Genomic DNA, 22,112 nt, shown 5'->3' with positions numbered 1-22,112 from the left:
GTACTGCCTTTCTAGGAATTCGTGGCGAGGTGGGGTCCGACGAAGTGGGAGGGGCGGCCGTGCCGCCAGACCAGGGAGGCATTCAGCTCCTCGGCCTCCCACCTCTTGACGATGGAGAGACTGACTCCGTCGTCGAGCACCACGCCGTGCCAGGGGGTCAGCCAGCCGTCCCGCGTCCGCATGAGCTGCAGGCCGAACTTCTCCGAATGCGGGGGCTGCGGGTGTATCGACAGCCGTATTGCCTCGGGGAATTTCTCGGCGACCACCCGGCTCCAGGCATTGCTTCGGCGTATGGTCTGGTACGCGGTGTCCTTCGAGTCCTTGCGCAGCTGGGACTTGGAGGCCTCTCCCTTGTTCCGCGCCAGGGCGTCCTCGAACATGAAGCGGTGAATACCGTTGAACAGCGAGCGGGCGCTGTTGTCGCTGCGGACGCTCTCCTTCAGCTCTTCCAGGCTGGAGGAGTAGTTGTGCTCCAGCACCTGCCGCAGCTTGGGATAGTCCATACCGCCGAAGGCGTCGTCCAGCCCGTACAGGTCCAGTGACGTCCAGTTCTCCGCCCTGATCAGCTCCGCCAGGCTCTCCCGGTACGCGGTCACCGCGCCGTCGGTCACGCCGACCACATCGCCGAAGACATGGCCGTCGGAGCAGATCGTGACCCGGGCTCCGGGGGCGTAGAAATGGCTCACGTAGTCGCACAGCGACTGGAGGAAGCCCAGTCCCATGTGCTCACCGAGATCCGGTAACGCGCCGAGCACCTTGCTCTGGTTCGGCGACTTCGCCGGAAAGGCCGGGACGACGAAGTGGATCGGTTCGTCCCGTTCGATGAAACGTTCCAGCTTGGCCTGGCGCGTTTCGAAGCAGGCCGCGCACGGTGCATTTTCAAGAGTGTCTTCCGTCTTCAGCGAGTCGTCGACCCGCCGGTAGCGGTAGAGGAGTTCCAGAACTCTGCGGGAGACGTCGGCCGAACACGGCCCCTCCGTTGCACTGTTGTTCACCATTCCTCCATGGCACATGAATTCACCCGTGGGTAGCCAGAGTTTCCCCGTCTGTACAAGGACGGCCTGAACGGGATTTATCGGAGGAAGGGAAGCCGGCCGCCGCGAATGGTGGTGCGGTTCTGTTCGCCTGCGGCGGGCGCACGTGTGCGGTAGCCGGCCACGTGCTGCTTCGTTCTGACACTGCTCGGTTGGCGATCCGCTGGTGCGGCACCAAGTCCCCCCGTTATCCACCCCGACCAGCCACTTCTGGCTGAACATGACTGGAAGCGCTTCGCCGTGTGCGGCCGAGGGGGCAACCCGGCGGCACGGCTGGTCACTTGAACCCCCTGTGACCCACCGCAATCGCCCGGACGCCAGAATCCCCCGCAAGCGCTAAAGTAACTGCAGGTTGCCACCTGCACAGTGGCCCGCGCAATAAGCTATCGATTAACATGTGACATGGAGCGGTAGAGCAAAGTTTATTGATCAGGAACGGTGGGATTTCCTTGCATACTGGTCGGTATGTGAAGCACGTTCCCGCGGTGCAGATCAACTCGCTGGCGGAATACGGAAGACAGCGCTCCATATCAATGTCCGATCCATGGGGGGACATCGACTGTGATCAATGTTGAGGACCCCACGGTCCATCAACTGCGCCTGCTGCTGACCCTGGCCGAGGAATTACACTTCGGCCGCGCCGCCGCCCGCCTCTACCTCACCCAGCCCGCCCTCAGCCAGCAGATCCGCTCGCTCGAACACCGGCTGGGCGTGGAGCTGTTCACCCGCACCAGCCGCCGGGTCGAGGTGACACCCATCGGCCAGGAGCTGCTGCCGCTGGTCAAGAACGTCGTGGACGCCACGGACGATCTGCGCAACGCGGCGCGGCACTCCTCGCTCGGCAGGGGCGGACTGCGGCTGGGGGTGTCCGACTGCGCCGCCGCACTGGCCTCGACCCGCAGCGTGCTCGCCACGATCACGGCCCTGCACCCGGGTCTCGATCTGACCGTCCGGGTGGTCGACCTGGTCGAGCAGGCCACCGCACTGGCAGAGGGCCAGATCGACGCGGCGTTCGTCTACCTCCCCGTCCCCGACGGGCTGCGCACCCAGCCGCTGAGCACGGAACCCCGTGTGGTGTGCCTGTCCAGTTCGGACCCGCTCGCCCGGCGCCCGTCGCTGCGGCTGGCGGACCTCGCCGACCGTCCGACGGTCAGCCTCACCCCGGAGATGCCGCAGGCCGGGCGCGACTTCTGGGCCATGGACCCGCGCCCCGACGGCAGCCCGGTCCGCTATACCTCGCACCGCGTCACCCGGGTCGAATCACTACTGTCCGCGGTCTCGTTCGACGGGGCGATCGCCTTTCTGCCCGCCGTCGCGGCCGAGTTCTACCCGCGCCCCGACATCAGTTATCTGCCGGTGCACGACCTGCCGCCGTGCACCTTCGCCGTCGCCTGGCCGGCCGCCGACCACGAGACCCCGCAGATCGACGTGGTCAAGGACGCCTGCCGCCGGCTGCGCCGGCAGGGACTGCCCGCGGGGACGATGCGGCATCCCGAGCGCCCGCGGGCCGCCGTCGAGGGCGTGCGCTGAGCGCACAGCGAGGACCGGGCACCGGCCCGCTGGCGGGCGCCCGGTCCGGACCGGCCGGCCGACCCCGGCGTCAGCCGTCCAGCCGGACCGGCAGGGACTCGATCCCGTAGACGATCGACAGCTTGCGGAACGCCAGCTCCTCCGGCTCGGCGGCCAGGCGCATGTTCGGGAAGCGGCGGACCAGGGCGGGGTAGGCGGCGCGCAGTTCCATCCGGGCGAGTTCGGCGCCCACACAGCGGTGGATGCCGTAGCCGAAGGCCAGGTGGGACGGGACGTTGCGGGAGGGGTCGAACTGTTCCATCTCCGGGCCCAGTTTGCCGTCCCGGTCCGCGCCGCTCAGCGAGCACAGCACCACGTCGCCGGCGGCGATCTGGACGCCACCGATCTCCAGGTCCTCGCGGGCGAAACGCGGGAAGGCGACCTGCACGACGGTCAGGTAGCGGAGCAGCTCCTCGACATAGCGCTCGACGGCCTCCTCGCCGTCGTTGAGGGCCGCGAAGTGCTTCGGGTCCTGAAGGAGGACCAAGGTGCCGAGCGCCAGCATGCTGGCGGTGGTCTCGAAGCCGCCGGTCAGTACGCCGTCGGCGAGGCCCGCCAGTTCCTCGTCACTGACCGAGTCGCCGTGCTCCTTGACGATCATGCCGAGCAATCCGTCACCGGGGTTTTCCCGCTGCTTCTTGACGATGTCCCGGAAATACGAGAGCGATTCGGATATGGCCCCGAAGGACGCGTTCGCACCGCTGAAAAGGTCGAAGCGGGCCGCGCTCAGCCGCTCGAAGTCGGCGCGGTCTTCGTAAGGAACGCCGAGGAGTTCGCAAATGACGAGAGAGGGGATGGGCAGCGCGAAAGCGTGCACGATGTCGACCGGGTCACCGTTTTTGCCCGCCGCTTCCATGGCGTCGAGACGTTCCTCGACGATCTCGTGGATGCGGGGCGTGAGCCGGCCGAGCCGGCGCATGGTGAATTCGGGGGTCAGCAGCCGGCGCAGACGGGTGTGCACGGGCGGGTCGGCGAATCCGAGTCCGCCGGGGTTCTGTTCGGCGCCGGCACCGGCCTTGCCGACCAGGTTGGTGAAGTCCGAACTGAAGGCACTGGCCTTCCCGAGCACCGCCTTGACCTCGTCGTAGCCAGTGACGAGCCAGACGTTGGCGGCTATCGGTACGGGCAGCCTGCTGATGGGCTCCTTCTCCCGTACCGCCGCCAGATCGCCCACCGGGTTGAGACCGTCCCGCCGCAGGGGCATCAGGACGGACTCGGGCAAGAAAGACATTCGAGACAGGTCGAAGCCTTTCCTCTGGGTCCTCGCCAGATACAGGCGGCCGGCCCAGGCGATGATCCGGGATCGGAGGGTCGTCATGACGCTCATACTGCCTTTCGTCGAGGGGCACGGTCACCCGCGCTGGCGGCCCAAAGGCGGCCGGGACAACACGGGACCTCCACTCGGCGTGCACGGGTGTGACGTACGCCATAGCCCCTCGCTCGCGGTGGTCATGGCGCAGGTCCATGCCCTCGACCGGTGTGTTCGGTCGTCCGCATCAGCGTGACGAGCTCGGCCTTCTTCTATTCGGTCTGGAAGAGTTTACAAACTGTCATTGGCCGCGTTCACGGAACAACCCCCTAAGGCCCCGGGAGGTCCCTGAGCCGTCCCTGATTCTTCCCTTAGTCATCCCCGCGATCATGATCCATTCGATCGGGCCGGCCCTCGACATCCCCTTCACCCTCGCGTACTTCCCTGTGGGCAGGGAGAGGCGATCGCGAACTGGCGCTCCCCCGTGGGCGAGCACCGCGTCGACGGCCGGAAGGCTCGGACAGCCGCGCATGGGGCCCCGGATGCCGTCCGGACGCGGTATCCGACATAACGGAAATAGCGGCCACTGCTTGCTACGTTGCCAGGCATGACGGCAACGGCAGGGACGGCGGCCACCGCGCGCCCCGCGGACACTCCCCCACCCTTGCCGCTCGTGCCCAGGCGGCGCGGTATCGAACTGGCCCTCCTCGTAGGCGCCGTGCTCATCAGCGTCTGCGGTTATGCCGTCGTGGGCCTGGCCCGAGGGCATGCGCTCCCCGGCGGTGCGCTCCGCTACGGCGCCGGGATCGGCGGGCTGGCCCTGCTCGCACACCTCGCGGTACGCCTGCGCGCCCCGTACGCCGATCCGCTGCTGCTGCCCACCGCCGTCCTCCTCAACGGGCTCGGGCTGGTACTGATCTACCGGCTCGATCTGGAGACCCCGGACGACCATGCCGCGCCCACCCAGCTGATGTGGTCGACGGTCGGGGTCACGCTCTTCATCGGGGTGGTGCTGCTGCTGCGCGACCACCGCGTGCTCCAGCGCTACGCCTATGTGTGCGCGGCGCTCGCCCTGCTCCTGATGGCCGCGCCGATTCTCTTCCCGGCCGTCAACGGGGCGAAGATCTGGATCCGGCTCGCCGGATTCTCCATTCAGCCGGGCGAGTTCGCCAAGGTGCTGATCACCGTCTTCTTCGCCGGCTACCTCGCCGCCAACCGCAGCGCGCTGGCACACGTCGGCCGCCGGGTGATGCGGCTTCAGCTGCCGGCCGGCCGGGTGCTGGGGCCGATCGTCACGATCTGGCTGATCAGCGTGGCGGTACTGGTCCTGGAGCGCGACCTGGGCACCTCGCTGCTGTTCTTCGGGATCTTCGTGGTGCTGCTGTACGTCGCGACCGGACGGACCGGGTGGATCGCGGTCGGGCTGCTGCTGGCGGCGGTCGGCGCGGCCGCCGTCGGCACCCTGGAGCCGCATGTGCACGGCCGGGTCGAGGACTGGCAGCATCCGTTCGCCGGCATCGCGGCGGGCCGGGGAGCCGGCCAGCTCGCCCAGTCGCTCTTCGCCTTCGCCGCGGGCGGGCTGCTCGGCACCGGCCTCGGCCAGGGCCACTCCGCCCTCATCGGCTTCGCCATGAAGTCCGACTTCATCCTGGCGACCTTCGGCGAGGAGCTGGGGCTGGCCGGACTCACCGCGCTCTTCCTCCTCTACGCGCTGCTGGTGGCCCGCGGCTACCGGGCCGCGCTCGGACTGCGGGACCCCTTCGGCAGTCTGCTGGCCGTCGGCCTGGCGGCCCTCCCCGCCCTCCAGGTCTTCGTCATCGCGGGCGGGGTGATGGGGCTGATCCCGCTCACGGGGATGGCGATGCCGTTCCTGGCCCAGGGCGGGTCGTCCGTCGTCACGAACTGGATCATCGTCGCGCTGCTGCTGAGGATCAGCGACCGGGCGCGGAGTCCACGGCCGGAGCCGGAACGGCGGGCACACGGGCGGCCGCGCCCCACGTCCCCGCGGGCCGCCCCCGCCGACGGCGTCCCCGCACCGGAGGCCGGCCGTTGATCCGCTGCATCCGGCACACCGCCGCGTTCTCCTTCCTGCTGCTGGTCGCCCTGCTGGTCAACGCGGCCCGGGTCCAGGTCATCGAGGCGGAGCACTACGGCGCGAGCCCGGCCAACCGGCGGGCGCAGATCGCACGTTACGCCGTGCCGCGCGGCGCGGTGCTCGTCGACGGCAGCCCGGTCACCGGGTCCCGGGACAGCGGCGGACGGCTGCGCTACGAGCGCACCTACACCGACGGGCCGCTCTACGCGCCGGTCACCGGCTACTCCTCGCAGACCTACGGGACCTCACTGCTGGAACAGGCCGAGGACGGCATCCTCTCCGGCGACGACGACCGGCTCGCCGCCTTCCCCTGGTGGGACCACTTCACCCGCGCCCATCGCCGGGGCGGCACCGTCCACACCACCCTCAACGCCAGGATGCAGCGCGCCGCGTTCGCCGGGCTGGGCGGCAAGAAGGGCGCGGTGGCCGCGATCGAGCCGCGTACGGGCCGGATCCTGGCGCTGGTCAGCACGCCGTCGTACGAACCGGGCGCGCTGTCCGGCAACGGCCCGGCGGTGGACGAGGCCTGGCGCCGGCTGAACGGAGACGTGCGCCGCCCGATGCTCAACCGCGCGCTGCACCAGACCTATCCGCCCGGCTCGACCTTCAAGGTCGTCACCGCGGCGGCCGCGCTGGAGAGCGGCCGGGTCACCGATATCGACGCCCCCACGGACTCGCCCGACCCCTACACCCTGCCCGGCACCGCCACCCGGCTCGGCAATGCGGCCGAGGACTGCGAGGACGCCCCGCTCCGCTACGCCTTCCGGGCCTCCTGCAACACCGTCTTCGCGCGGCTGGGGGCCAGGATCGGGCTGCGCCGGATGTCCGACATGGCCCGCAGGTTCGGCTTCAACGACCGCCTGCTGCGCCTCCCCTCCCCCGTCGCGCCCAGCACCTTCGACACCCGGATGGACCCCGCACAGCTCGCGCTCTCGTCCATCGGCCAGTACGACACCGCCGCCACCCCGCTCCAGATGGCGATGGTTGCGGCGGTGGTCGCCAACGGGGGCCGGCTGGCGCCGCCGTACCTCGTCGACAAGGTGACCGACGCCAGGGGCATCATGGTCGCCCCCGGACCGCACCGGCTGGACCGCGAGGTGGTCGGCCCGGCCACCGCGCGACGGCTCCAGGAGATGATGACCGACGTCGTCGCGCACGGCAGCGGCCGGCGCGCCGCCCTCAAGGGGGTGACGGTCGGCGGCAAGACGGGCACCGCCCAGCACGGTGTGCACAACGAGGGGCTGCCGTACGCCTGGTTCATCTCCTGGGCGCGGCAGAAGGACACCTACGAGCCGGCGGTCGCGCTGGCCGTGGTCGTCGAGGACGCGGCCGCCGACCGCGCGGACATCAGCGGCGGCGGCAGCGCGGCACCGATCGCCCGCGCGGTGATGGCGGCGGCGCTACGGCAGCGCTCCTAGGCACCGCGCTCCCCGCCCACGCCACAATGTCCGCATGACCGACACTCCCCCGCCCGCCTCGCCCGGCCCACCCGCCCCACGCCCTCTGCTGTCCCTCGCCGAAGTGGAGGAGCTGGCCCGGCGGGCGCACGGGGGGCAGACCGACAAGGCGGGCCGCCCGTATGCCGAGCATCTGGCCGCGGTCGCCGACGGGGTGCGTGCGCGGGGCGGCAGCGAGGAGCAGATCGCGGCGGCCTGGCTGCACGACGCGGTCGAGGACGCGGCGCTGAGCCATGAGTGGCTGGCCGGTGCGGCGCTGAGCGAGGCGACCAAGGCGATGGTTCTGGCGGTCACCAAGCGGGCGGGTGAGCCGTTGGAGGAGTACACCGCCCGCATTCTGGCCACGCCCGGTGCGCTGCTGGTCAAGGAGGCCGACCTGGCGCACAACGCCGATCCGGCCCGGCTGGCCGTGCTGGACGCGCCGACGCGGGACCGTCTGACGGCGAAGTACGCCCGGGTGCGGACCCTGCTGGGCCTGGCCTGAAACCGCCGCTCCCCGCCCCCGGAGGTCCACACCGCGGACGGCCGGGCAGAAAGATGGCATGCACAGCTACCCTGCCGCGATGACCCCTCCGCAGCCGTCGGACCCGCGCCCCGCCCGCGTGATCGCCGCCCTGGAAGGCGTCGGCGTCCGCCGCTACACCACTGACCAGATCATCCTCGACGCCGTCGACTGGACCGTACGCTCCGGTGAGCACTGGGCGTTGCTCGGTGCGAACGGCGCCGGCAAGACCACCGTCCTGCGCCTCCTCGGCGCGCTGATGTTCCCCACCGTCGGCACCGTCGAGGTGCTGGGCCACCGGCTCGGCTCGGTAGACGTCCGTGCGTTGCGCGCCGTCATCGGCCTGGTCTCCAGCGCCCAGAAGGTCCCGCAGGACGCGACGGGCCACACCGTCGTACTGACCGGCGCGACCGGCACCGTGCAGCCGCTGTGGCGCTCGTACGACCCCGCCACCCGCGAACGCGCCCATGAACTCCTCGCCGAACTGGACTGCAAGGAGCTGGCGAACCGCCCGTACGGAGTGTGCTCGGGCGGCCAGCGGGCCCGGATCCTGATCGCCCGCGCCCTGATGGCCGACCCCTCACTGCTGCTGCTCGACGAGCCCTTCAACGCGCTCGACCTGCCCTCCCGCGAGGACCTGATCGATGCCCTGCACCGACTGGCCACCGGCCGCCCCGACTTGGCGACCGTGACGGTCACCCACCATCTGGAGGAGCTCTCCCCCGCCATCGGCCACGCCCTGCTGCTGCGCGACGGCCGCGTCCAGGCCCGCGGCCCGGTCGAGGAGGTACTGACCAGTGCCCGGATGACCGCCTGCTTCGGCCGCCCGATCGAGGTCTCCCACCACGAGGGCCGCTGGCTGGCCCGCTCGGGCCGGGGCGTGGCCTGAGGCTAGCCCTAGGGGGTGTCCTCGCTTTCGGCGGCCGCGTCGCGCACCCCGCCCAGGAACCGGCGGATCGCCGCCCGTTCTCCGGCGTCGAAGGTGGCGAGGAGGCCGAGGGTGCGGTCGATCAGCGGGCCGAAGAACGACTGGCCCAGGGCGAGCGCGCGGTCGTCGACCTCCAGCAGGACGCGGCGGCGGTCGCGGTGGTCCCGGACCCGGCGGAGCAGACCGAGCCGTTCCAGGCGGTCGATGAGCGCCGTGGTGCCGGCGGAGTTCAGGCCCAGTTGGGCGCCGAGCCGGCCGGGGGTGGTCTCGGTGCCGGCGCGGGCGGCGTCCAGCAGGCCGATCAGCGCCCGGAGGTCGGTGGGGTGCAGACCGTTGCGGCCGGCGAACCGGGCCCCTGCGAGGTCGAGTTGCACGGTCACCTCGCGCAGGAGATGGATGAGGTCCATCCCTTCGGGCTCTTCCGCTTCCCGCCGCTCGGTCATGAACAACCGCCTTCCCGTTTCCGCTTCCCGGCCCCCTACTCTAATATCTCGCTCAGCGAGATACTTGCCGAGCGAGGGGAACTCGTATGCCAGCCGCTGCCTTCCGTGCCGCCTACGAAGAGGCCATGGCGCGGTGGCCGGTCCCGGTGGAACGCCGGGAGGTGGTCTCGGAGTTCGGCAGTACCCGGGTCAACATCTGCGGCCCGGCCGACGGGCCCCCGCTGGTACTGCTGCACGGCGGCGGCACCACCTCCGCCGTCTGGTACGCCCTCGCCGCCGGACTCGCCCCCACGCACCGGCTTCATGCGCCGGACCAGATGGGCACGCCGGGGCTCAGCGTCCCCGGCAGCCGGCCGCTGCGGCGTCCCGCGGACCTGACGGCGTGGCTCGACGGTGTGCTCGACGGCCTCGGTCTGGCGTCGGCCACGGTGGTCGGGCACTCGTACGGCGGCTGGCTCGCGCTGAGCCATGCGGTGCACGCGCCCCACCGGGTCGACCGGCTGGTGCTGCTCGACCCCACCCAGTGCTTCGCCGGGTTCCGGGCGTCGTACCTGCTGCGGGCGCTGCCGCTGTTCGTCCGGCCCGGGGAGCGGAGCACCCGGCGGTTCCTGGAGTGGGAGACGCGCGGCGCACCGCCGGCCCCCGAACTGGTGCGGCTGATGGGGCTGGGCGCGCTGGAGTTCCGCGACGCGAAGCCCGTCACCGGGCCGCGGCCCGAGGTCACCGCCCTGCGCGAGGCCGGGGTGCCGGCGCTGGTGCTGCTGGCGGAGCGCAGCCGGGCCCATGCGCTGCGGCGGGTCGCGGCAGGGGCGGCCCGGACACCGGCGGACATACGGGTGGAGACCCTGCCGGGGGTCAGCCATCACTCGATGCCGGACGACCGGTCCGGGGAACTGGCCCGGCGGATACGGGAGTTTCTGGACGGCTGAACGGGCACGTGATCCCAGGTCCCGTCCGACAGCGGTCCGACCCGCCACCACCCTGACATGAGTACTTCTACGGATGGCCCGCCGGCACCGCGGTCGGCAGGATGACTCCGTGAGTGAACACGAGGGTGGCCCCCAGGTCCCTGTGCGACCCGTCCGCGACCGTCGTGCCGTGGAGAAAGTGATGAAGGCTGTCCTCATCGTGGCGGCCGTAGCGGGCGCGATCCTGCTGCTCTACATGGCCTTCTTCATCGGCGTGTTCGTCATGGCCGGCTGACCCGTGGATGACCCGCCTCGTGGGGGTCAGTCCCCCGCCGCCCCTTGCGCGATGGCCTCCGCGACCTCCGCCGTACGGGCCTGCTCCTCGGCGGCGAAGCGCTCCGCGTCCAGCTTCTCGGCGAGCTCCTCGTCCTGGGCCATCAGCAGATCCAGGTTGGCGTCGCCCATCTCGAAGACGCCCATGTCGAGATACGCGCGCTGGAGTCGTTCGCCCCACAGCCCGATGTCCTTCACGCACGGCACGATGCGGCTGAAGAGCAGCTTCCGGAAGAGGTGCAGGAATTCGGAGCGTTCGGTGAATTCGGCGGCCTCGGCGTGCGGAATGCCGAAGTTTTCCAGCACTTCCAGCCCGCGCAGCCGGTCGCGCATCAAATAGCAGCCCTCGATGACGAATTCCTCGCGCTCGCGCAGTTCGGCGTCGGTGAGCTGCTTGTAGTAGTCGCGCAGCGCCATACGGCCGAAGGCGACATGGCGCGCCTCGTCCTGCATGACGTAGGCCAGGATCTGCTTCGGCAGCGGCTTGGTGGTGGTGTCGCGGATCATGCCGAAGGCGGCCAGCGCCAGGCCCTCGATCAGCACCTGCATACCGAGGTAGGGCATGTCCCAGCGGGAGTCCGTGAGGGTGTCGGAGAGCAGCGTTTGGAGATTGTCGTTGACCGGGTAGAGCATCCCGATCTTCTCCTGGAGGAAGCGGCTGTATATCTCGGCGTGCCGTGCCTCGTCCATGGTCTGGGTGGCGGAGTAGAACTTCGCGTCGAGGTCCGGTACGGATTCCACGATCCGGGCCGCGCAGACCATGGCGCCCTGCTCACCGTGGAGAAACTGGCTGAACTGCCAGGAGGTGTAGTGCCGGCGGAGCTCACCGCGGTCCCGCCGGTTCATTTTGTCCCAGTACTTGGTGCCGTACAGGGACATCGACTCATCGGGGGTGCCGAGCGGGTCGGCGGGGTCCACCTCCAGGTCCCAGTCGATGCGCAGATTGGCGTCCCACTGCTTGTCCTTGCCCTTCTGGTAGAGCGCGAGCAGCCGTTCGCGTCCGTCGCCGTACTCCCAGCTGAAGCGGGCCGCGCCGGAGGCGGGCACCTTCCACAGCGGGCTGCCTGGGTCCTGTGCGTAGAGGTCTCGGGTCGACACGGACAGCCTCCTCGGCTCGCCAAACGCCTTGTCATGGGCGGTCGTTGGCAGGCTCACACGTTTCTTACCGGCGGGTCAATAAGTCGTGCGCAGGGGATTGACGAGCTTGCTGACAAGCAGTCTCATAAGAGCTTACCGCGGGTAGGGCCGGTCCGGCCCTGATCCGCCGGACCGGCCCCGACCCCATGAGCGAGGTAGCCACAGCCATGACGAGCACGCCCACCGCAATGACCGTGACGGACACCGAAGTCCTGCGGGACGCCCTCGGTCTGCTCAAGGACCGGGAACAGGTCGCCGAGCGGTTGCTCGACTCCTCCGCCAAGCACTCCTTCGACCCCGACACCGAACTCGACTGGGACGCACCCCTCGAAGAGGGCAAGTGGTTCTGGCCGCCGGAACTGGTCTCGCTCTACGACACCCCGCTGTGGAAGAAGATGTCGCTGGAGCAGCAGCAGGACCTCTCCCGGCACGAGGCCGCCTCGCTCGCCTCGCTGGGCATCTGGTTCGAGATCATCCTGATGCAGCTGCTCGTCCGGCACATCTACGACAAGCCCGTCACCAGCGCACATGTCCGCTATGCGCTCACCGAGATCGCCGATGAGTGCCGGCACTCCAAGATGTTCGCCCGCATGATCCAGCGAGGCGGCGCACCGGCGTACCCGGTCTCCCGCCTCCACCACAACCTCGCCCGCGTCCTGAAGACCGTCTCCACCACCCCCGGCTCCTTCGCCTGCACCCTCCTCGGCGAGGAGATCCTGGACTGGATGCAGCGGCTGACCTTCCCGGACGAGCGGGTGCAGACCCTGGTGCGCGGGGTGACCCGGATCCATGTCGTCGAGGAGGCCCGCCATGTCCGGTACGCCCGCGAGGAACTGCGCCGCCAGATGGTCACCGCGCCGCGCTGGGAACGGGAGTTGACCCGGATCAGCTCCGGCGAAGCGGCCCGGGTCTTCTCCCTCGCCTTCGTGAATCCGGACGTCTACACCAACGTCGGACTGGACAGGCGCGAGGCCCTGGCGCAGGTGAAGGCCAGCGGCCACCGCCGCGAGGTGATGCAGTCCGGCGCCCGGCGGCTGACCGACTTCCTCGACGAGATCGGCGTACTGCGCGGGGTGGGCCGCAGGTTGTGGCGCAGCTCCGGACTGCTGGCCTGAAGGGCCGACTTGCATGCCGGCCGGACACGAGCACCTGTACGAACGGAAATCCGGTGCGGTTACGCTGCTGTGCATGAACGGCAGCGGCACCGCCCCAGCAGTACCCCGACCCGCCTATCGCAGGCTGAGCGTGGAGCAGCGCCGCAGCCAACTGCTGGCCGCCGCGCTCGACCTGTTCGCCCACCGCGCCCCCGAGGACGTCTCGCTGGACGATGTCGCCACCGCCGCCGAGGTCTCGCGGCCGCTGGTCTACCGCTACTTCCCCGGCGGCAAGCAGCAGTTGTACGAGGCCGCGCTGCGCAGCGCCGCCGACATCCTGGAAGGCTGCTTCGCCGAGCCGGAGACGGGGCCGCTCACCCGGCGGCTGTCGCGCGCACTGGACCGCTATCTGGCCTTCGTCGACGAGCACGACGCCGGCTTCAGCGCGCTGCTCCAGGGCGGCAGCGTCGTGGAGACCTCCCGTACGTCCGCGATCGTGGACGAGGTACGGCGCGCCGCCGCCGACCAGATCCTGCGCCATCTGGGCGAGCCGGAGCCGGGCCTGCTGCTGCGGATGACCGTCCGGATGTGGATCAGCGCCGTCGAGGGCGCCTCACTGATCTGGCTCGACGAGGGCAAGCGGCCCCCGCTCGACGAACTGCGCGACTGGCTGGTCGACCACTTCGTCGCCCTGCTGACCGCCACCGCGGCCCGCGACCCGCAGACCGCGCGGGTCACCCGGGCGGCGCTGAAGCTGGAGGCCTCCGACGGCCCGCTCGGCACTCTCGCCCGCCAGATCCTGCCCGTCGTGAGCGACGCCGCGCACCTGCTGTGACCTGCTTCCGCACCCTCCGGGTGGGAGACTGGGGCGGTGCGAAGCGAGAACACCCCGTTCGTCGGCGGACCGCTGGACGGCCGGGTCCTGCCGGTGCTGCTCGGTATGACCGGCCAGCCGCCGAAGACCTATGAAGTCCCGGTGCCGAACGACGACGGCCGGCCGCCGACGGTACATGTCTACCGACGGGTCCCCGCCCGGGTGGGGCGACTGGGTCTCCCCGCCGGGTGGAAGTACGAGTACGACCCGGAGGCCGAACCGTCGGGCCGTGGCCTGAAGCGCCTCAAGTGGCCTTGGAGTTAGGCTTCCCACGTTTTCGGCTGTCCCGCCGTTCCGCTGCGCTTTGCCTCGGCCCACGTTGTCGGCTGCGGCGCCGTGTCCCGTCTCGCCGTTGCGCCTGCGGCGGGCGTGGGTTGTCGGGTGCGGTGCCGCTCCTCCGGACTTCGTCCTGCGGCGCGGCCCCTCCCGTGGGTGGGTGGACCAAGGCCGGTGGGGGTGCACGTGATCACTTACGTGCACCCCCGCCGGCCTTTCCTTTTCCCTCAACGGGAGGGGACGGGCCGGAGGGGTCTTGTTTGTGGACGTAAAGCGAAGCAGTCCACAAACAAGACCCCGGAGGTCCGTCACCGCACCCGACCACCACCTGGCCCGCCGCAGGCGCCACGGCGAGCAACAACCACGGCGGGACAGCCGAAAACGTGGGAAGGGGGGATGCTAGTGCCACCCCCAAACGTAACCCCAGCATGATCGACCCGCATCCGCCGCCCGTGGAGCATCGTCCTTGTTGCCCATGTCCCTTGGGGAGGAACGATGTTCATGCCGAGGAAGCCCCTGTCCCGCCGCCGACGGCGGGCGGTGGCGGCCACCGTTGTGTCGGGGGTGGCGGCAGCTCTCGCGGCGGCCGTGCTGCCGGGGCCGGTCAGCGCCTCCGCCGCGGCGGCCGCCCGGCCGGAGGTGCCCGCACGCTACGCGGAGCAGAAGCTGGTGTGGCAGGCCTGTGCCGGGGCGCCGTCGCTGGAGTGCGCGGCGATGACCGTGCCGCGCGACTGGCACCGCCCCCGCGCCGGCCGGGACCTCACCGTGGAGGTCTCCCGGCACCGGGCGAGCGACCCGCACCGCAGGCGCGGGGTGCTGATGATGGCCGCGGGCGGCCCTGGCGCCTCGGGGCTGCTCCGGCCCCAGGGCTTCGTGGCGAAGTCCCCGGAGCTGGCCGCCGTCTACGACGTGGTGGGCTTCGACCAGCGGGGCGTGGGCCGCAGTACGCCCGTGCACTGCCAGAGCGAGAAGGAGTTCCAGGACTTCTTCGCGCATGACTTCCGCGACCGCTCACCCGCGGCCGTCAAGGGCGTCGTTGCGCGCTCACGCCAACTGGTGCGGAGCTGCGTGGCCAGGAGCGGCGGTCTGCTGCCGTACCTCACCACCGATCAGGCGGTCCACGACATGGACCTCTACCGCGCGCTGCTCGGCGCCCCGAAGCTCTCGTACTACGGCCCCTCCTACGCCACGATGCTCGGCGCCTACTACGCGAGCGAGTTCCCGCGGCGGGTGGACCGGTTCGTCCTCGACAGCAACATCGCCTTCGCCGGCAGCTGGCAGTCCTTCGAGGAGGGACAGCCGAGGAGCTTCCAGCGCCGCTTCGAGCAGGACTTCCTGCCCTGGCTCGCCGGCCGGGACGCCGTCTACCACTACGGAAACTCCCCCGCCCGGGCACAGGCGGCCTGGGAGCGGCGGCGGGCCGCGCTGCGCGCGCACCCGGTCCACGTCGACGGCACGGTGATCGGCCCCAACCAGCTCGACAACGGCACGCTCCAGGCGCTCTACAGCGCCTCGGCGTTCCCCGTCCTGGCACGCGGGCTCGCGGCCCTGGAGCACTGGGACACCGCAACGCCGCAGGAGAAGCAGACCGTGCGGGAGGTCTTCACCCGTTATCTGTCACCGGACTTCCTCGCCGACTTCTCGGCCGTGACCTGCAACGACACTCCGTGGAACCGCGATATCGGCTACTGGATCCGGCGCAGCGCCAAGGACACCGCGGAACATCCGCTGGTCGGCGCCCGGGAGCTGGCGTTCGCCGCGACCTGTGCGGCCTGGCCCGCCTCCGGGGCACCGCGGGTGAGGGTGACCGGCAAGGGCCTGCCGGCCACCCTCATGCTCAACTCCCGCCACGACCCGGCCACGCACTACGAGGGAGCGGTGGCGGCCCACCGCGCGCTGCGCGGTTCGCGGCTGGTGACGGCGGCCGGCGGCGACCACGGCCAGTACCGCAACGGCAACGCCTGTGTGGACCGCGTCGTGGACACCTTCCTGCTGACGGGGGCGCCCCCGGCCCGGGACATGGTGTGCGGGACGGACACACCGCGGCCGGGGGCGGCCGGCGTCAGCCCGTGACCGACGCCAGGTAGGCGTTCGTCTTGTCCGGGTCGTAGAAGAAGTTCTCGAAGTCGGACGGGTCGTCGAAGCCGTTGGCGAACCGGTCGGCGACGGCCTGGACCTGGCCGGCCGCGCCGATGAGGTTGAGGATGTGCTCCGGCGGCGGGGCCAGCATCGCGTTGGTCCACTTGGTGACGTGCTGGGCGGTCCTCCAGTAGCGGTCGAAGGCGGTCTGCATCCACTCCTCGTCGAAGGGCTTCTCCCCTCGCTCCACGATGGAGGCGAGGTAGGAAGCGGCGCACTTGGCGGCCGAGTTGGAGCCCTGGCCGGTGATCGGGTCGTTGGCCACGACGACGTCGGCGACGCCGAGCACCAGCCCGCCGGAGGGCAGCCGGCCGATCGGGTTGCGGACGGTCGGGGCGTAGCGGCCGGCCAGGGTGCCGCCGGCGTCGGTCAGTTCGGCCTTGGTGGCGCGCGCGTACTCCCAGGGCAGGAACTTCTCCATCAGCTCCAGCGTGGTGGCCAGGTGCTCGCCCGGGTCCTTGACGGACTGGAAGACGTCCAGCGGGCCGCCGGGGATGCCCTCCCAGAAGAGGATGTCGGCGCGGCCCGAGGTGGTGAGCGTCGGCATGACGAAGAGCTCGCCGACACCGGGGACGAGGTTGCAGCGCACCGCGTCGTAGTCGGGGTGCTCCGGCCGCGGGCCCAGGCCGTGGACGTAGGAGACGGCGAGCGCGCGCTGCGGGGTGTCGTAGGGCGAACGCTCGGCGTTCCGGCCGAACATGGACACCAGCTCGCCCTTGCCGGCCGAGACCAGCGTGAGGTCGTAGCGTCCGGCGAAGAAGTCCAGGTCGGAGACGGCCGCACCGTGGATGACGAGCTGGCCGCCGCGCTGGGCGAAGGTCTCCATCCAGCCGGCCATCTTCACCCGCTGGTCGACGGACTGGGCGTAGCCGTCGAGCTTGCCGACCCAGTCGATGGCGCGCTGCGAGCCGCCGGGCTCCGCATGGCTGCCGGGCGCGGCGACCGAGACGCCCAGGCCCTCGATCCGCGGGGCCTGGCTCTCCCAGAAGTTGATCTGGAGGTCGCGCTCGTGCTGGAGGGCGGTGTCGAACATGCACTGCGTCGACATGACCCGGCCGGAGCGGATCTCGTCGGCGGTGCGGTTGGACATCAAGGTGACCTCGTAGCCCTGGGACTGGAGGCCGAGGGCCAGCTGGAGGCCGGACTGGCCGGCTCCGACGATGAGTATCTTCCGCATGGCGGCTCTTCTCTTCACTGCGTTGTTCGGGGAGAGGTGTGGGGGGTGGAGCGAGGGAGGACCCCTCGGGTCGGGCCCGTAGCGGGCGGGCCCGGCTACTCCGGCGCGGTTTCCAGGGCGTGGCCGACCAGCGCGAGCAGCGACTGGACCACCGTGACCCGCTGGCGCGCGTCCATGATCACAACGGGTACCCGCTCCGGGACGGTCAGCGCCTCGCGGACGTCCTCGGCGGCGTACGACTCGGTCCCCTCGAAGTGGTTGACCGCGACGACGTACGGCAGCCCGCAGCTCTCGAAGTAGTCCAGCGCCGGGAAGCAGTCCTCCAGCCGCCGGGTGTCGGCCATCACGATCGCACCGATCGCACCGCGCACCAGGTCGTCCCACATGAACCAGAAGCGCTGCTGTCCGGGCGTGCCGAACAGATAGAGCACCAGGTCCTGGTCGAGGGTGATCCGGCCGAAGTCCATGGCGACCGTGGTCGTGGTCTTCTCCGGGGTCGAGGACAGGTCGTCGGTGTCCTCGCTGGCCTGGGTCATCACCGCCTCGGTCTGGAGCGGGGTGATCTCCGAGACCGATCCGACGAAGGTGGTCTTGCCGACGCCGAAGCCGCCGGCCACCACGATCTTGGTGGCGATCGGTGCCCGGGAACGGTCCGTCTGCCAGCTGTGCAGGCCCGCGTCGGCGGCCGTGGCCACCGGGGCGGCCTGACCCGTGGAGCCGGCGGGCGTCGTGGACCCGGCCGATATCGTGTCAGAGCCTGTGAAGTCCACCCAGCACCCTTTCGAGCAGCGCGCGGTCGGGCCGGCCGGAGCGCTGCCCGGTGCCGTAGACGCGAATCTTTCCCTGGTCGGCGAGGTCGCTGAGGAGCACCCGGACCACACCCAGCGGCATCTTGAGGAGCGCGGAGATCTCCGCGACCGAGCGCATCCGGCGGCACAGTTCGACGATGGCGCGCATCTCCGGCATGACCCGGTCGCCCCAGCCGCCGGAGGTGAGTTCCGGCCGCTCCTCGGGGGCGTCCAGCGCGGCCACGAACGTCTCGACGAGCAGGACGTGGCCGAAGCGCGTTCGGCCACCGGTGAGCGAGTAGGGCCGTACCCGCGCGGGTTTGCGGTCGCCGCCGCGTATGGGGAGTTTGGTGGTCACTGGGCGCTCTCCATCGACTTGCGCAGTTCGCTGCGGAGTTCGGGGGTGAGGACATGGCCGGCCCGGCCGACGAACAGCGCCATGTGATAGGCGATGACGTTCATGTCGCAGTCCGGGGTGGCGTGCACACCGAGCAGCGAGCCGTCGCTGATCGACATGACGAACACGCTGCCCTCGTCCATCGTGATCATCGTCTGCTTGACGCCGCCGCCGTCCATCAGCTTCGCCGCGCCATGGGTGAGGCTGGCGAGCCCGGAGACGATGGTGGCGAGGTCGGCGCTGGAGCCTCTGGGCCCGTCACCGGCGCCCGTACGGTCCGCCGTCTCCCCCGCCCGGTCGGGGTCGGAGCTGAGCAGCAGCAGGCCGTCGGAGGAGACCACGGCGACCGAGCGGATGCCGGGCACCTCGTCGACCAGGTTGGTCAGCAGCCAGTGCAGGTTCCGTGCCTGACTGCTCAGTCCTTGTCCGTAACCTGTGGGCGCTTGCGCCTTCAATCGCGTGCCTCCTCGCCAACGTGGCTGTCTCCCGGGGCCCCCGCTCCGTCGGTGTCCGTCTGTGGGATGGTCTGCTCCGCTGTGCGTTCCGCGATCTCGGCCGCGACCTCGCGCCGGCCGTCCCGCGACCCCTGCTGGAAGCCGCCGAGCCGGCGCCGCAGCGCCTCGGCATTGGCCGCACCGCTCTTGCGCGGGGCGGTGGGGCTCTGCGTCTGTTCCACGACCTTGGGCGTGCGCTTGGGCAGCCCCATGGCGGTCCGCCGCTTCTCCGTGGGCGGTGCGGCGGCGGTCGGTGCGTCGGCCGGGGCGTCGGCCTCCGGGCGGGTGTGCTGGTCCGGGCCGATGGCGTACGGGTCGGACGCGGCCGGGGCGGACGGCGCGGTGCTGCCGGGCGCCGGCTGCTCCACGGCCGGGCCCGCCTCGTCGGCCGGGCGGGTGTGCTCGTCGCTGCCGCCGGTGGTGAGCCCGGCCGCGTCGATGGCGCGCTCGGCGGCGGCCACCAACGGGTCGGCGCCGGGGGCGGGAGCGGGCGCGAGGTCAGGGGCAGGCGTGGCGTCCGCGTCGGCCGGGGAGGCTTCCTGACCGGTGTCCTGCCCGGAGTTCGGGGCCGGGGTCGCCGCGGCGGGCGTACCGCCGCCCGCCGGCGCCGGAGCCACCCGCTGCGCCCGCGTCGGCAGGGCGTTGGAGTTCGCCTCGGCGACCGAGCCGGGCAGCCCGGGGGTGTGCACCACGTCCCGGGGCGCGGAGTGCGAGGACGACGCCGGGCCCGGACGGGTCGGCAGGATCGAGCCGGGCAGCACGACGACGGCGGTGACGCCGCCCTGCTTCGCGTCCCGCAGCTGGACCCGGACGCCGTGCCGGGCGGCCAGCCGGACCACCACGTACAGCCCGAGGCCCAGCGCCTCGTCGACGGTCTCGGAGGACGAGGCGGACTCGGCGTCCGACAGCCGCTCGTTGAGCTCGGCCATCCGCTCCGCGGTCATCCCTATGCCCCCGTCCTGGACCGAGAGCATCACCTCGCCGCTCTCCATCAGCCAGCCGGAGAGCCCGACATGGGCGTCCGGCGGCGAGAACGCGGTGGCGTTCTCCAGGAGTTCGGCGACGAGATGGCTGAGGTCGTCCGCGGCGAACCCGGCCACCTGGGAGTGCGGCGGCAGCGACTGGATCTCCACCCGGTCGTACCGCTCGATCTCGCTGACCGCGGCGCGCAGCACGTCCAGCAGCGGCACCGGGCCCTGGTGGTTGGTGCTGTGCTGCTCCGCGCCCGCCAGCACGAGCAGGTTCTCGCTGTTACGGCGCATCCGTGTGGCGAAGTGGTCCAGCTTGAAGAGGGTCGCCAGGCGCTCCGGGTCCTGCTCGCCGTCCTCCAGCGACTCGATGACCGCGAGCTGGCGCTCCACGAGGCCGAGGGTGCGCAGCGAGAGGTTGACGAACCGGCCGTGTACGCCGGTGTACGCGGCGGACAGCCGCTCGGTGAGGTCGGCGACCTGCTCCTTGAGCGTCGCGCTCTGCTCCTGGAGCACCTCGCGCTCGGCGACCAGCCGCTGCCGGCCGCCGACCAGCCGCTTGCGCTCGCCCTCCAGTTCGGCGGTGCGCCGGGCCAGCTCGCCCACCTGGGCGTGCAGCGAGTTGACGGACCGTACGGCGGCGGCGAATTCGTCGTTGCGGCCCTTGTAGCTGATGGGCTCCTCGTTCGCGGGGTCGTCGGCCACCCGCCTGGCGCCGATCCGCAGCGCGGCCAGCGGCTGGGTCATGGTGCGGGCGGCCCAGATGCCGGCGCCGACGGCGAGCAGCAGGCAGAGCGCCATCAGGCCGGTGCGGATCTCCAGCTCCGTCACATCGTCGTCGCGCAGCGTGCCCAGGCGCTGGATGTCGGCGGTGGCCATGGCCGATTCGACGCCGCGCATCAGCCCGACGCGGGTGGTCACGGTGCTCTGCACCCGCCGGCGGCTGAGCCGCAGATCGGCGGCGTCCAGGCGGGGCTGGTCGGTCAGCCGGGTCAGATAGCGCTCGGCGGTGTTGACGTCGGCGCCGTTGACGGTGCGGTCGTAGCGGTCCCGGGCGCCCTGGCCCGCGGTCTGCCGGAAGTCGTTCAGCGCGCCCTGTTCCCGGACGTGCGCGATCTGGGCGAGGCCGGTCAGCGGCGACCGGGTGTCGCCCGCGTTGAGCCCGGCGAGCAGCAGGCCCCGGGTCGCGGCGGCCTGGTCGGTGGCCCGGCCGAGGAAGGGCAGCGCACGGGTGCCGGCGTCCCCGGAGTCCGCGCGGGCCGGCAGTCCACGGGCGATGTCGTCGCTGATCGCACCGAGTGCCTGGATGATCTCGCTGTAGGCGCGCTGGACCAGTTCGGCCGACTCCGCCCCGGACAGCGCCTTGTGACGGGTCTGCGGCAGTGCGGCCAGCAGCTTGGCGGCGGCCGCGTAAACCGTCGTGCCGCCCGAGGCGTCCTGGGCCTCGGAGCGCAGTTCGGCGATCTGCCGGTCGACGCGGGCGCGCTGGGTGCCGGAGACGGCGGAGTCGGCGGAGACGGTGGCCCGGGCCGCGGTGCCGGCGGCACCGGTCGCGTTGGCCCCGGCGCCGTTGACACCCGTCTTCTTGGGTGCGGTGCGACCGGTCGCGGTGCCGTTCCCGGCGCCCGTACGGCCGGCCCGGGCGGTGGCCGCGTACGCGGTCATCCCGTCGCGCTCGTCGGCGAGGGAGTGCGCCAGGGCGATGGCGCGGGCGTTGAGTTCGGCGAGATCGACCAGGTGCTGGCTGTTGTTGGCGTTGTCGGCCGTGGCGACGAGGCCCGGGGCGCCGGCACCGATGACCGCGGCGGTGACCACGGCCACCGCTCCGACGAGCCGGTTGCGCACCCGCGCGGGACGCCGTCCCGCGAGGTCGTCGCCGGTCGTGCCCAGCCCCTTACCAGGACCCTTGCCCGGTCCCGAGACCGAACCGGCCGGTGAACCCGGCTTCCCTGCGCCGCCCCGAAGCCGCATCTTCCGCACCGCTGCTCGCATTCCTGTCTCGCCTGCCCACGCCGTGTGGCGTCGCGGACCCGGCTCGCTCTCCGCTCGCGGGGCGGACCTGCGCGAACACCGCAGCAGCACACACTTCCGCGAGGGTAAACAGTCCGGCTTGCGCGTCGCGACGGACGTTCTGGCCCCGCCCCATGACCGGGCCCGACCATTCCACCGGCACCGCGCAGTGGCTCGGCAACACCTGCCCGGCCACCTGAACGAGTGAACCTCAATCGGAGTTTGACCATCAACTTCCGT

The 22,112-nt window shown here is 71.2% G+C and carries 19 protein-coding genes; 10 read left to right on the top strand and 9 right to left on the bottom strand.

The features are described from left to right. Positions 1 to 11: 11 nt before the first annotated feature. Entirely contained in the window at positions 12 to 998 is a 987-nt protein-coding gene (locus tag ACZ55A_RS19250; RefSeq protein WP_468841285.1) for an L-tyrosine/L-tryptophan isonitrile synthase family protein, read from the bottom strand. A 597-nt stretch (positions 999 to 1,595) separates the two neighbouring features. On the opposite strand from ACZ55A_RS19250, the gene ACZ55A_RS19245 reads away from it, so the two are divergent. Next, on the top strand, positions 1,596 to 2,564 hold the full coding sequence (locus ACZ55A_RS19245; protein WP_468841283.1) for a LysR family transcriptional regulator: 969 nt from the start codon (positions 1,596 to 1,598) through the stop codon (positions 2,562 to 2,564). A 70-nt stretch (positions 2,565 to 2,634) separates the two neighbouring features. Here ACZ55A_RS19245 and ACZ55A_RS19240 read toward each other — a convergent pair whose 3' ends face one another. Further along, on the bottom strand, positions 2,635 to 3,930 hold the full coding sequence (locus tag ACZ55A_RS19240; protein ID WP_468841281.1) for a cytochrome P450: 1,296 nt from the start codon (positions 3,928 to 3,930) through the stop codon (positions 2,635 to 2,637). Positions 3,931 to 4,459: 529 nt separating this feature from the next. Here ACZ55A_RS19240 and ACZ55A_RS19235 point away from each other — a divergent pair. The 4 genes from ACZ55A_RS19235 to ACZ55A_RS19220 all read left to right on the top strand — a co-directional run bounded on the left by ACZ55A_RS19235 (position 4,460) and on the right by ACZ55A_RS19220 (position 8,795). Beyond that, positions 4,460 to 5,905: an FtsW/RodA/SpoVE family cell cycle protein gene (locus ACZ55A_RS19235; RefSeq protein WP_468841279.1), complete on the top strand. Its 1,446-nt coding sequence runs from the start codon at positions 4,460 to 4,462 to the stop codon at positions 5,903 to 5,905. Further along, positions 5,902 to 7,365, top strand: a complete 1,464-nt coding sequence (locus tag ACZ55A_RS19230; protein WP_468841277.1) for a peptidoglycan D,D-transpeptidase FtsI family protein — start codon at positions 5,902 to 5,904, stop codon at positions 7,363 to 7,365. The genes ACZ55A_RS19235 and ACZ55A_RS19230 overlap by 4 nt, the downstream gene beginning before the upstream one ends. 34 nt (positions 7,366 to 7,399) lie before the next feature. Further along, on the top strand, positions 7,400 to 7,888 hold the full coding sequence (locus ACZ55A_RS19225; protein ID WP_468841275.1) for an HD domain-containing protein: 489 nt from the start codon (positions 7,400 to 7,402) through the stop codon (positions 7,886 to 7,888). 79 nt (positions 7,889 to 7,967) lie between these two features. After that, positions 7,968 to 8,795: an ABC transporter ATP-binding protein gene (locus ACZ55A_RS19220; protein ID WP_468841273.1), complete on the top strand. Its 828-nt coding sequence runs from the start codon at positions 7,968 to 7,970 to the stop codon at positions 8,793 to 8,795. 8 nt (positions 8,796 to 8,803) lie between these two features. On the opposite strand, the gene ACZ55A_RS19215 is transcribed toward ACZ55A_RS19220, so the two are convergent. Next, positions 8,804 to 9,277, bottom strand: a complete 474-nt coding sequence (locus ACZ55A_RS19215) for a MarR family transcriptional regulator (RefSeq protein WP_468841271.1) — start codon at positions 9,275 to 9,277, stop codon at positions 8,804 to 8,806. Positions 9,278 to 9,363: 86 nt separating this feature from the next. Between ACZ55A_RS19215 and ACZ55A_RS19210 the strand changes: the two genes are divergently transcribed. Then, the gene (locus ACZ55A_RS19210; protein ID WP_468841269.1) at positions 9,364 to 10,206 is read left to right on the top strand and encodes an alpha/beta fold hydrolase; all 843 of its coding nucleotides are present in this window, start codon (positions 9,364 to 9,366) and stop codon (positions 10,204 to 10,206) included. 300 nt (positions 10,207 to 10,506) lie between these two features. Here ACZ55A_RS19210 and ACZ55A_RS19205 read toward each other — a convergent pair whose 3' ends face one another. Continuing rightward, a complete protein-coding gene (locus tag ACZ55A_RS19205) occupies positions 10,507 to 11,616 on the bottom strand; it encodes a ferritin-like domain-containing protein (RefSeq protein WP_468841267.1) in 1,110 nt (369 codons plus the stop codon). 206 nt (positions 11,617 to 11,822) lie between these two features. Between ACZ55A_RS19205 and ACZ55A_RS19200 the strand changes: the two genes are divergently transcribed. From ACZ55A_RS19200 to ACZ55A_RS19185, 4 genes are all read left to right on the top strand, one after another. Beyond that, a complete protein-coding gene (locus ACZ55A_RS19200; RefSeq protein ID WP_468841265.1) occupies positions 11,823 to 12,770 on the top strand; it encodes an AurF N-oxygenase family protein in 948 nt (315 codons plus the stop codon). A 73-nt stretch (positions 12,771 to 12,843) separates the two neighbouring features. After that, positions 12,844 to 13,584, top strand: coding sequence for a TetR/AcrR family transcriptional regulator (locus ACZ55A_RS19195; protein WP_468841263.1), 741 nt, complete (start codon positions 12,844 to 12,846; stop codon positions 13,582 to 13,584). A 36-nt stretch (positions 13,585 to 13,620) separates the two neighbouring features. Further along, on the top strand, positions 13,621 to 13,887 hold the full coding sequence (locus ACZ55A_RS19190; RefSeq protein ID WP_468841261.1) for a hypothetical protein: 267 nt from the start codon (positions 13,621 to 13,623) through the stop codon (positions 13,885 to 13,887). A gap of 513 nt (positions 13,888 to 14,400) precedes the next feature. Then, positions 14,401 to 15,972: an alpha/beta hydrolase gene (locus tag ACZ55A_RS19185; protein WP_468841259.1), complete on the top strand. Its 1,572-nt coding sequence runs from the start codon at positions 14,401 to 14,403 to the stop codon at positions 15,970 to 15,972. Here the strand turns inward: ACZ55A_RS19185 and ACZ55A_RS19180 are convergent. The 5 genes from ACZ55A_RS19180 to ACZ55A_RS19160 all read right to left on the bottom strand — a co-directional run bounded on the left by ACZ55A_RS19180 (position 15,962) and on the right by ACZ55A_RS19160 (position 21,854). Beyond that, the gene (locus ACZ55A_RS19180; protein ID WP_468841257.1) at positions 15,962 to 17,215 is read right to left on the bottom strand and encodes a styrene monooxygenase/indole monooxygenase family protein; all 1,254 of its coding nucleotides are present in this window, start codon (positions 17,213 to 17,215) and stop codon (positions 15,962 to 15,964) included. The genes ACZ55A_RS19185 and ACZ55A_RS19180 overlap by 11 nt on opposite strands. A 95-nt stretch (positions 17,216 to 17,310) precedes the next feature. Further along, a complete protein-coding gene (locus tag ACZ55A_RS19175; RefSeq protein ID WP_468841579.1) occupies positions 17,311 to 17,910 on the bottom strand; it encodes a GTP-binding protein in 600 nt (199 codons plus the stop codon). Between the two features lie 55 nt (positions 17,911 to 17,965). Continuing rightward, complete coding sequence (locus ACZ55A_RS19170) at positions 17,966 to 18,361, bottom strand: DUF742 domain-containing protein (protein ID WP_468841255.1); 396 nt, start codon at positions 18,359 to 18,361, stop codon at positions 17,966 to 17,968. Next, positions 18,358 to 18,855 (bottom strand): roadblock/LC7 domain-containing protein, encoded by a 498-nt coding sequence (locus ACZ55A_RS19165; RefSeq protein ID WP_468841253.1) that lies wholly within the window; start codon positions 18,853 to 18,855, stop codon positions 18,358 to 18,360. Before ACZ55A_RS19165 ends, ACZ55A_RS19170 begins: the two co-directional genes overlap by 4 nt. Continuing rightward, positions 18,852 to 21,854 (bottom strand): sensor histidine kinase, encoded by a 3,003-nt coding sequence (locus ACZ55A_RS19160; protein ID WP_468841251.1) that lies wholly within the window; start codon positions 21,852 to 21,854, stop codon positions 18,852 to 18,854. The genes ACZ55A_RS19165 and ACZ55A_RS19160 overlap by 4 nt, the downstream gene beginning before the upstream one ends. Between the last annotated feature and the right edge of the window lie 258 nt (positions 21,855 to 22,112).

It is taken from the genome of Streptomyces sp. NPDC034111 (assembly GCF_055575375.1).
The sequence above is the reverse complement of the archived record's forward strand: the minus strand, read 5'-3'. Positions and strand labels throughout refer to the sequence as shown.